The following is a 10,937-nucleotide window of genomic DNA, read 5'->3' on the forward strand; positions in this document are numbered from 1 at the left end:
GTTGCTGCCGTACGAATCGGAGTCACGCAGCAGTTGATGAAGCCGCTCCAGCGGGTCACCGTTTCCGGGTTGGGCCCGATGACCCGGCCGCCGGGTCGCGTTATCGTTCGCAATCGGCAGCCGGTCGGCATCGACGTCGTTCATCGGGCTGTTTCCGTTACTCGTACCCGACCCCTCGTCGTCAGGCCCGGGCACCAGGTTCGTCGCGTCCGGGTTGAGTTGCGGCGGCGGCCGCGGGGCGGTCGTCGTCGGCTCGTCCAGATTGGGCAGCGGCGGGCCGGGCGGCGCCGGCTCCAGCGACGTGGGCGGCGGCGGCACCTCCACCGGCGGCGGGGGTGACGGTGGCGGGGGCGGTGGCCGGTGCAGAATCTCAATCTTCTCGTTGACCCGCGCGGCGGCCTCCTCGCGGATCGTGCGCCGGTCCCCGTTGGGGTCGAGGTTGCCCTCGAAACACCCCGCGGCGGCGTGCTCGATGACGTCGAGTGCGCCGCGGTACTGCTGCTCGGCGGCCTGGACGTCGCGGTCCCGGGCAGCCAGGTCGCCGCGCGTCTCCCGGATCAACTCCAAATTCACCCGGACAGCGCACGCGTCGGGGCCGCGGGTACGCGACAGCGCGACGGTGAACCGTTCGTCGGCGTCGGCAAGCCGGCCCTCGAGCGCACGCAGATCCCCCTCGATGAACGGGAGCCGTTGCGGCTCGATGATGTCGAACGAACTCAGAATCGAGACGTCCTCGCGCAGCGTCTCGATGTCGTGGCGGGCGAAGGCCGACACCGCGGAGCGACCGACGACGGTCACCGTCACCAACTTCGCCGCCGCCAGCAGCGCGACGATCGCCAACGGTGCCGTGGCCAGGTACAGCCGGCGGCGCAGCCGCAGCCGCGACGGTCCGGATCGGTACCACCGGTTCAGCGCGTCACCGACACGGCGTGCGCGCACTCGCAGATCCCCACGGAAGTTCATCGGGCCGAGTCCTGCCGGACCATCCGGACGCGACGGAAATCCCGGATGCTCAGGTAGATCTCCACCAGCACCAGCGCCGCGGCCAGCAGCGAGAACACCCAGTACAACTCGTTCCGCTCGACCACGCGGGAGGCGCGCAGCGCGGCGTCCTCCTCGGGGGCGACGTTGCCCTGCACCGCCGGGATGACCGCGGCGATACTCTGGCCGCTTTCCCGGTGGAAGTACGGCACCCCGAGTTGGTCGGCAACCGAGCGCAGCCGCGACTCGTCGATCGCGTTGTTCAGCGGCTCCCCGGTGGTCGGGTCGGACATGTACACCAGGCGCCCGTTCACCCAGCCCTGCGGGATCGCCGATCCGGCCGGTGTTCCGTAGCCGAGGGTGGCGCCGCCGACGATCTTCCCGGCACCGATGGCGAATTCCTGCTGCGCCACCCGCGAACCGCTGGCGCCCTCGCCGAGATAGAAGACGACGTTCTCCGATCGCGGGTAACGCTGCTTCGCCCTCTGCAGCTTCTCGTTGAGCAGTTCGTGGGCGGCGCCGGCGTCGACGTCGTACATCGCGCTCGACTGCACCAGCGTGTACGGCGACATCCCGGCCACCAGGGGTTTGAGCCCCCAGACGTCGTCCGACAACGCCCAGTCCACCCTGGCCTTCCCGGCGAACGAGATGATCGAGAACCGGGCCCGCGGATACTGGTCGATCAGCGAGTCGATGTCGCTGCGGATACCCGACATCCGGGATTTGCGGTCGCCGTAATCCTCGACCCGGGAGTCCACCGACCGGTCGACCACGAAGAACACATTCAGATTGGAGCTGGTCAACGGTGCGGTCCTGGTCGGTTTGGCCGAATTCGCGGTGCCGGGTTCGAGCCCGGGGCGGGCCGCGGCAACCACCAGGAGCAGCACGGCCGCGGTCAATCCGCACCATCGTGCCACCACGACGCGGTACCGGCCGGAGCCGGTGCGCACCAGGACCCGGTACAGCGCCACCATTCGGATCGCCATCAACAGCACGCCGATGCCGATCAGCACCGGTGGCGTCATGGCCGGTTCGAACGTCATTTGCGCAACACCGCCAGCGACACGCACAGCAGCAACGACGCCATCAACGCGGTTGTCAACGGCACGTCCGGGTAGTCCCAGGTACGCCGCGACACCATGGTGCCGTTCGGCAGCACCACGCTCGGCTGATTGTCCCGGATCTGGTCCAGATCGGCGGTGAGCGTCGGCTCGGTGGCTTCCTCGCCGGCGGCAGCCGTACCGACCGGGTTGTACGCGAAGAACTTTCCACCGGTCGCCTCGGTGATGGACCGCAGCGAATCGTCGCCCTGCTCGGACCACTGCAGCACGTCGGAACGGGACAGTGCGTTGATCTGGATACCGGCCTTGGCCGCCATGTTCTTGATGTCCTGCTGGTCGAAGAGTGACTTACGCGTCTCGTCCGGTGAACGCAGGGCGCTGTAGCCGATGTAGACAACCGCGCGACGGTGGGTGCTGCGATCCTCGAAGGAGGGGAAACCGGTCATGCAGAGCGCCAGGATATCCTCGACGCTGCGCGCGTAGTCCATGTATTGCACGGTCCGGGAGAACTCGTCGATTCCGGTCCGAAGCGCAGCCGATTCGGCGTTCGTCAACTCCTGCTTGCCGTCCAGCTTGTGCTGCAGCGCCGGCAGGGCGGCGAACTGCTCGAACCGGTCGGAGACGTACTGGTAGTCCCGAGTCAACGGCACCACGCGCAGGCTCGGCGACGTGAGCCCGATCCGCTGGGTGTCATACGACCGGGTCTGCGCTGCGAAGTACCGCAGGAATCCGGCGGTGGTGGGATCGGTGACCGGCTCGCCGACACACAGCATGATGTCCTCGGGGTGCAGGGACTCGAAGTTGCGGGTCGCCGACCAGAATCCGCTCGGGCGGGCGCTGGTCAGCAATGCGGTGGTGAAGACGATGAGCAGCAGCACCCCGGTGATCAGCGTCGACCAGAATTCGGTGCGGTCCACCCGGCCGTACTCGGGCAGCCGGGTCAGCCGGTCGACGTGGGCAAGCGGGCGCAGGATCCGGCGCACCTGCGGCAGGGGCCACACCGCCGCGACGGCGATGCACACCGCCAGGGCCATGAACCCGACGATCGCGACCCAGAGCCACCTCAGGTCCACGATTCGATCAACTTCTCCGCCGACCGGCCCACGCTGTCGACGTCGGGGGGCGAGTCGAGGTTGAACTGCACCTCGTTGAGCGCGCCGATCACGCTCGCGGCGGGCGCCAATCGCCCCGCCGCGATGTCGGTCAGATGCATGTACTGGACGTGCTCTCCGGTGGCCAGGGAGAGGTAGCTGCGCAGCGTCCTGCTCATCTCCGCCCCCGCCTGCGCCGCGGTCAGGCCACCCGACGCGTACCGGGTGCGGGTACGCGAGACGCTGCGAGCGAACCGTCGGCGCAGCAGCCAACTGTGCACCGCGCCGATGACCCTCATCTTCCGCAGCCGATGGGGCGGCAGCGTCCACACCGAGGCCGCCGCGTACCAGCCGATCACCGCCGCGACCAGCAGGCCGGCGATCACCAGCCACCACCACGAGTACGGTCGCGGCCCGCTCAGATAGCGCAACAGGTTATCCGGCACGGCTGAACGCCTCTGTCATCTCGACCACCCGGGTTCGGATCTCGGTGCTGGCACGAATTTTGGTGTGACACACCCTGTTGGCCACCATGAACTCATCCAGTTGCGCCGAACGCACCGCCTCCGCGCGCCGATACGCCTCCACCACACGCGGACCCAGGGCGGCGCCGTTGCGGATGAACCCGCCGCTTTCCACGTCGTAGCCGTCCTGCTCGTCCTCCGACGACCCGACGGCCGGCATGTCGCTGATCATCGCCCACATCAGATCGTGCCGCCCGGACAGCTGGCCCAGCACCTCGGCGAACTCACTGTCGACGTCCGGCTCGTCGGACACCACGACGATGACCATCCGGTGCCGATAACCGGTTGCGGCGTAACGCAACTGGTCGACGATGTTGCTGGGCCCGGAGCCGGTAAGCGTGTGCGTGTAGAACATGTTGAGCATATTCTCGATGTGGGTCTCGCCGCGTCTGCCGCGAACGTTCGCAGACCCGCGGCTGTCTCCGTACACCATGGCGACTTCGTCGGACCGCGGAATTGCGATCAGACCGATCGCGCCCATCACGTGGGCGGCAACGTCACGCTTGAACTCACCGCTGGGGGCCAGCGCGGACATGTTACGGCCGGCGTCGGCGATCAACAGAATCTTGTGGTGCTTCTCCGACACGAACCGTTTGATCAGCACACTGCCCGACCGAGCCGACGCCTTCCAGTCGATGTCGCGGACGTCATCTCCGGCGACGTAGGGCCGCAGGTCGTCGAATTCCAGGCTGCGAGTGTGCAACAGGGCGTAGCGACCGCCCTCCAACAGCCCCCGGTGATCGGTGCCGAAATACATCTTGGCCTGGTTAAGCAGCTGTCCCATGGTCGGTCAGGGGACGCGGATCGCCTGTAACACCGCGTCGATCACGGTCTCCGGCTTCACGTTCACGGCCGCTGCCTCGAACCCGAGAATCAGGCGGTGCCGCAGCACCCGGTGAGCGATCTGTTTGATGTCGTCCGGGATCACATGGTTGCGGCCGGCGAGCACCGCCAGCGCCCGGGACGCCTTGCAGAACGCGATCGTGGCGCGCGGACTGGCGCCGTACTCGATCAACCGGGCAAGCTGCGCGGGCAGGTGCTGCTGGGGGTGTCGAGTGGCATTGACCAGGTGGCTGGCGTAGCGCACCAATACCGGGTCCATGTGCACGTTTCTCACCGTGCCCTGCAGCCACTGCACCTGGTCGAGGGTGATCGCCGGGTGCCGCTCAGCGCCGCGGTCATAGACCCCGTGCTCGATCCGGAACATCACCTCGGCTTCCTGGTCCGGATTGGGGTAGCCCAGCACCTCCTTGAGCATGAATCGGTCGGTCTGGGCTTCCGACAGCGGGTAGGTGCCTTCCTGGTCCACCGGGTTCTGCGTGGCGATCACCAGGAACGGTTCCGGGATCGGATAGTTCTGGCCGGCGATGGTGGTCTGCCGCTCCTCCATCGCTTCCAGCATGGCGCTTTGGGTTTTGGCACTGGACCGGTTGATCTCGTCGAGCAGCACGATGTTGGTGTGCACCGGACCGAGTTGTGTGGTGAACGAATTCGTCGCCGACTCGTACACCTGGGTGCCGACGATGTCGCTGGGGAGCAGGTCGGGTGTGCACTGGATGCGCTGGAAGCCGCCCTGGACCGCGTCGGCGACGACCCGGGCAGCGGTCGTCTTCGCCAACCCGGGCACGCTTTCCAGCAGGATGTGCCCCCCGGTCAACAGACCCAACAGCAGCGTCTCGCGAAGATTCTCCTGACCGACCACCTTGGCGTTGAACGCCTGTACCACCGCCGCGACCAGCTGCTGCGCGCTCTGCATGTCGCGGCCATTCGGTTGCACCCGGGCCCGAGCGGTTGTCATGTCAGCCTTCCTGGTCGATCACGATCGGTTCAGCCTCGGAACGACACTTCGGGCGGGTTCTTACCCATCTTGACCGTGCCCATGATGAAGGTCGACACCGAACCGCTGACCGAGCTGCCGCTCGGCGACTTGGCGTTCACCGGCCACTCGATACGTCCACTGAACATGCTGGTCAAGTTGTATTCGTTGAAGTCGCTGACGGTGATCGGCGATAGGTCGGGCATCCCCCAGTCAACGGTGTTGTCGGCCGCGTCGCGCGAGGAGAGGTTCTGCGGGCAACCCTCCGGGGAGAGCGCGTGCGATTGGGCACATTTACTGATCGCCTGCTTGATGGCCTCGTTGACCGCCTTGCCGCCCTCGTCACTCAGGCCGACACTCGTGCTGAGGTGGGCGCCGTAACCCATGCCGTTGAGTAGCACCGGTTCCTTGGCGCTGATGTTGAGGTTGGGGTTGCTGCTGCCGATGTCCAGCCAGCCCGGGAACACGTAGGCGGAATCCGTTCCGCCGACGCTCTTTCCGAACAGCGTCATACTGTCCGCCGCGTTGTTCGCCGAGTAGCCGTGCAGGTCGAGCTTGATCGCGGCGTGATCCAGCCGCCAGTTCTTCCCGACACGTTTGACGGAGATGGTCTCGTCCGAGACCTTCTCACCGAAGCTGGCCGACACGTGCACCTGGGCCATCCCGAAGGAGTGGCCGGACGCCGAATCATCGTTCAGGATCTTGATGTTGGTGATCGGCATGTGGTCGATCTGCTGTTTGAGGATCTCGTCGCTGAGGAATTCCTTCGAGCCGGGCTGGTCGTCACTGTAGGACAGTGCGCCTTCGGCGTCGCCCCGGGCCAACGCCTGCAGATAGCCGGTGATCGCCGCGCCCGCGGTGCTCGCCTCGCCTTTCTTGTGGCCTCCACCGGCCAGGGTGACCACCGCGACCATCGCGATGGTCACGAGGACCGCGCCACCGGCGATCAACGTGATCAGCAGCGGTTTGCGATTCCGCACCGACGACGCGAACCCGGACGGCGGCTGGCCGGCGACGGGCTGGAACGGCGGGGGTCCGAACGACGGTCCGCCCGGTGGCAGCTGTTGCCCGCCGCTGCCGGGGTACGTCGGGCCGGCGGGGGGGTACCCGTACGGGGGCCGCCCGCCGATCGGGTTGGGGCCGCCGATCGGGTTGGGGCCGCCGTAGCCTCCCGGCCCACCCGGTCCGCTCATCGCCCCCCACCTCGCGTCGTACACAGCCGCAACTGCTCGCCTCCGGATCACCTCAAACGCCGACCGGTACCACACGTCGCGCCGACGAAAGACCGCGGACAAGTATAACCACCAGGGTGGTCACCTCGGCCGTCGTGTCACCTCGCTCGGCGGCCGGTCCCGAAGCGATCTCCCGACGGCGTCCGTGCCGCCACGTGATCGGCGGTGCCGACCGCATCAGACCAAGTCGACCGTCGGCGGGCTCTGGGCGAAGTCGGCGTTCCCGGCGACAAAGCCGGTGTAGCTACCCTGCCAGGTCCTGCCGGAGCGAGTTCGGCAGGACAGCGGGAACACCACGTCCCCGGCGAGCCGCGCCTGCAATCGGTAGGCGTCCACCGAGGTCACCCGCATCCCACTGGTGTCGGGTCTGCCCCAGGCTGCGGTCCCGTCGACCAGATCCTGGCCACCCAGTGCCTGCGGACAATCTGGTGGGGCAAGTTGGTGTGACGTCAGGCAGGTGCTGAGGGCAGCCGCGACCGCGGCGGGGATCACCGACCCGACGTCGTCGGTGAGCGTCAGGTTCACGTTGGTCGGCTGGGCGTTCCCGGCCACCAGAGCCTCCAACAGCACCGGCTTCTCCAACGTCGCCACCAGGTTGGCGTTGGCGCTGCGCAGGTCGACCCAGCCCGGAAACACCAGCAGTGGTGCGCTTGCGGCTCTCTCGAACACGGTCAGCGTCTCCAACGCCTTGTTGCCCGGCGGACCCCCGTTCAACGTCAGCTTCACCGCAGCGTTCACCAACCGCCATCGTCCCCCCGACTTGGTCAGGGTGAGCGTCGCGTCGGAGACCTGCCGGCCGAACTTCGCCGAGACGTGCACCCGTCCGTCGGCAAGCCTGCTGCCGTCGGTGAGGATCCGGACGTCGCTGATCGGCCATTTGGCGACTTGTTTTTTGAGGATCTCGTCGGCCAACAAGGCGTCGGCCGCCAGTCGGTCAACGCCATAGCCCAGCGCGCCCTTGGCGTCACCTCGCGCCAACGCATCCAGATATCCGCGAACCACACCGGGCGCACTCCCCTCACCTTCGCTGTCGCCGCCGGACGACAACGCCCACACCAGAACGATGATCAGCGCCACCAGCGCGGCGGCGCCGGCCAGCAGCACAGCGGCCAGCCGCTTGTTGTCGTCCGGGCGCGGCGGCGGGAACGAGACGGGTGGCGGCGGGGTCCCCGACGCCGACCAGCCGACGGGTGGCGGCGGGGAAAACGGTGGCGATGGGCGGCCCGGCCAGGGGCTGCCCACCGGCGGCGGGATTCTGCCTGATGCCGGCGTGCCGGGTGCCGCGTTACCGGTCGGCGACCATCCCGGTGACCAGGTCGGTGACGCCGAGTATGCGGACACGCTCGCGCCCGTCCGCGGCGGCTGCGGTGGCGGTGCCCCCTGGGCCGGCCGGACGGGACCGCCGACCTGCGGAAAAAGCTGGCTCAATGCCTGTTCAGCGGCGCGCGCGAAGGCGCCGGTGCCCTGATAGCGCTGCACGGGATTCTTGGACATGCCGCGGGCGATGACCTCGTCCAGGGCCGGCGGAACCCGTGGGTTGGCGATGCTGGCCCGCGGCGGCGGCGTGTACAGGTGCGCGGTCATCACCTCCGCCATGTTCTTCGACATGAACGGAGCGTGGCCGGTCAGACATTCGTACAGCACGCAGGCCAGCGCGTACTCGTCGACCGCGGCGGTCGCCTCGTAGCCGTTGAGCCGTTCCGGGGCGATGTAGGAGATCGACCCGACCGTCATCCCGGTCTGGGTCAGCTTGGTGTCGCCGACCCGCTTGGCGATCCCGAAATCCAGCAGGTAGGGGAAGTCGCCCGCGGTGAGCACGATGTTCGCCGGCTTGACGTCGCGGTGGATCAGCCCCTCGGCGTGCGCGGCGTCGAGCGCCTCGGCGATCTGGCCGCAGACCTTCACCGCCCGGGCCGGCTGCAGCGGCCCGCTGGCCAGCACGTCCCGCAGGGTCGAGCCCTTGACCAGGCGCATGTCGATGTAGAGGCAGCCGTCGATCTCCCCCCAGTCGTGGATCGGGATGACGTGCGGCTCCTGCAGCCGCGCCGCGACCTGCGCCTCGCGGGCGAACCGCTCGCGGAAGTCGTCGTCGGCGGAGATGTCGTCGACCAGGATCTTCAGCGCGACGGTGCGGTCCTTGGTGGTGTCGACGGCCTCGTAGACCTCGCCCATGCCGCCCCGGCCCAGCATCCGGCCGATCTGGTACTTGCCGAAGCGGGTACCAGTCCGCGACTGCGTTCCCTGGTCCACCGGGCCCCCATGACTCATTGCGTATCGTGCGTGCGTCCCGCGCAGATCGTGTCGCCTGGCACTGTGCCGGAAATCCTAGCGAGCCGGCAGACCGGGCCAAAATTCCCCGACCCGCAGATCATCGGGTTCGGCCCGGTCCGTCACCCGGCCGGCGACTCCCCGTCGACCGCCGGGCCCTGCTCCAGCAGCGTCCGGAAACCGTCCTCGTCCAGGATCGGCACGCCCAGTTCGACGGCCTTGTCGTACTTGGAGCCGGGCGAGTCGCCGGCGACGACGTAGGCGGTCTTCTTCGACACCGATCCGGCGGCCTTGCCGCCGCGCGCCACGATGGCCTCCTTGGCCTCGTCGCGGGAGAACCCGGCCAGCGATCCGGTGACCACCACCGACAGCCCGGCCAGGGTGCGTTCGATGCTGTCGTCGCGCACGTCGGCCATCCGCACCCCGGCCGCCCGCCACTTCTCGACGATTTCCCGATGCCAGTCGACGGCGAACCACTCGGCGACCGCCGCCGCGATGGTCGGCCCGACCCCCTCCACGGCGGCCAGCTGCTCGGCGGAGGCCGCCAGGATGGCGTCCAGGCTGCCGAACTCGGTGGCCAGCGCCCGGGCCGCGGTCGGCCCGACGTGCCGGATGGAGAGCGCCACCAGCACCCGCCACAGCGGCTGGGCCTTGGCCTTGGCCAGGTTGGCGATCAGCCGCCGCCCGTTGGCCGACACCGCCCCGTCCTTGGTGGTGAACAGCTCGGTGCGCAGCAGGTCGTCCTCGGTGAGGGTGAACAGGTCGCCCTCGTTGCCGATCACCTTCGAGCCCAGCAGCTCGGTGGCCGCCTCGTAGCCGAGCGCCTCGATGTCCAACGCACCGCGGCCGGCGACGTGGAACAGCCGCTCGCGCAGCTGTGCCGGGCAGAACTCCGCGTTCGGGCAGCGGATGTCGACGTCACCGTCCTTGGCCGGCGCCAAGGTGCTGCCGCACTCGGGGCACGTTGTCGGCATGACGAATTCGCGCTCGGTGCCGTCCCGGACGTCGACGACGGGCCCGAGCACCTCCGGGATGACGTCGCCGGCCTTGCGGATCACCACCGTGTCGCCGATCAGCACCCCCTTGCGCTGCACCTCGGACGCGTTGTGCAGGGTGGCCAACCCGACGGTGGACCCGGCCACGGTGACCGGCGTCATGTAGGCGAACGGGGTGACCCGGCCGGTGCGCCCGACGCTGACCCGGATGTCGAGCAAGGTGGTGGTGGCCTCCTCCGGCGGGTACTTGTAGGCCACCGCCCAGCGGGGCGCGCGCGAGGTGGCGCCGAGCCGGCGTTGCAGCGCCAGGTCGTCGACCTTGACCACGATTCCGTCGATCTGGTGCTCGACGTCGTGGCGGTGCGCCCCCCAGTAGGCGATCCGCTCGCCGACCGCGTCGATGCCGGAGACCCGAACGTTGTGGGCCGAGACCGGCAGCCCCCAGGCCCGCATCGCGGCGTAGGCGTCGTGCAGGCTGGTTGGGTCGAAACCCTCGGTGTGGCCTAGGCCGTGGCAGACCATCCGCAGGTTGCGGCGGGCGGTGACCGCCGGGTTCTTCTGCCGCAACGAGCCGGCCGCGCAGTTGCGCGGATTGGCGAACGGGGCCTTGCCCTCGGCGACCAGGCCGGCGTTGAGCGCCTCGAAGTCGTCCAGCAGGTAGTACACCTCGCCGCGCACCTCCAGCACCGCCGGCACCGGGTACTCGGTGTCGTCGAGGACCTCCGGCACGTCGACGATGGTCCGCGCGTTCAGGGTGACGTCCTCGCCGACCCGGCCGTCGCCGCGGGTGGCGCCCATGGTCAGCCGGCCGTCCCGGTAGACCAGCCCGAGGGCAACGCCGTCCACCTTGAGTTCGCACAGATACTCGGTGTCGCCGCCGATCTCGGCGCACACCCGGGTGGCCCAGGCGGTCAGCTCGTCGGGCGAGAACACGTCGTCCAGCGAGAGCATCCGCTCCAGGTGCGGCGC

General features: G+C 68.6%; 9 protein-coding genes. All 9 read right to left on the reverse strand.

The features are described from left to right. Positions 1-939: hypothetical protein (locus tag AC2VNT_RS02510; protein ID WP_486945353.1), on the reverse strand; the 939-nt coding region annotated here is incomplete at its 3' end. Positions 940-959: 20 nt separating this feature from the next. Then, positions 960-2,024, reverse strand: a complete 1,065-nt coding sequence (locus tag AC2VNT_RS02515) for a VWA domain-containing protein (RefSeq protein WP_486945354.1) — start codon at positions 2,022-2,024, stop codon at positions 960-962. Continuing rightward, on the reverse strand, positions 2,021-3,115 hold the full coding sequence (locus AC2VNT_RS02520; protein ID WP_486945355.1) for a hypothetical protein: 1,095 nt from the start codon (positions 3,113-3,115) through the stop codon (positions 2,021-2,023). Before AC2VNT_RS02520 ends, AC2VNT_RS02515 begins: the two co-directional genes overlap by 4 nt. After that, positions 3,106-3,579 carry a hypothetical protein gene (locus tag AC2VNT_RS02525; RefSeq protein WP_486945356.1) on the reverse strand — a complete coding sequence of 158 codons (474 nt, stop codon included), beginning with the start codon at positions 3,577-3,579 and terminating at the stop codon, positions 3,106-3,108. Before AC2VNT_RS02525 ends, AC2VNT_RS02520 begins: the two co-directional genes overlap by 10 nt. Then, on the reverse strand, positions 3,569-4,441 hold the full coding sequence (locus AC2VNT_RS02530) for a DUF58 domain-containing protein (protein WP_486945357.1): 873 nt from the start codon (positions 4,439-4,441) through the stop codon (positions 3,569-3,571). Before AC2VNT_RS02530 ends, AC2VNT_RS02525 begins: the two co-directional genes overlap by 11 nt. Positions 4,442-4,447: 6 nt before the next feature. Continuing rightward, positions 4,448-5,455: an AAA family ATPase gene (locus AC2VNT_RS02535; protein ID WP_486945358.1), complete on the reverse strand. Its 1,008-nt coding sequence runs from the start codon at positions 5,453-5,455 to the stop codon at positions 4,448-4,450. A gap of 29 nt (positions 5,456-5,484) precedes the next feature. After that, positions 5,485-6,666, reverse strand: coding sequence for a hypothetical protein (locus AC2VNT_RS02540; protein ID WP_486945359.1), 1,182 nt, complete (start codon positions 6,664-6,666; stop codon positions 5,485-5,487). Between the two features lie 216 nt (positions 6,667-6,882). Then, a complete protein-coding gene (locus AC2VNT_RS02545; RefSeq protein WP_486945360.1) occupies positions 6,883-8,955 on the reverse strand; it encodes a serine/threonine-protein kinase in 2,073 nt (690 codons plus the stop codon). Positions 8,956-9,095: 140 nt separating this feature from the next. Then, positions 9,096-10,937 (reverse strand): NAD-dependent DNA ligase LigA (ligA, locus tag AC2VNT_RS02550; protein WP_486945361.1); only part of this gene is annotated, 1,842 nt, incomplete at its 5' end.

The organism is Mycobacterium sp. TH-M15, assembly GCF_057473705.1.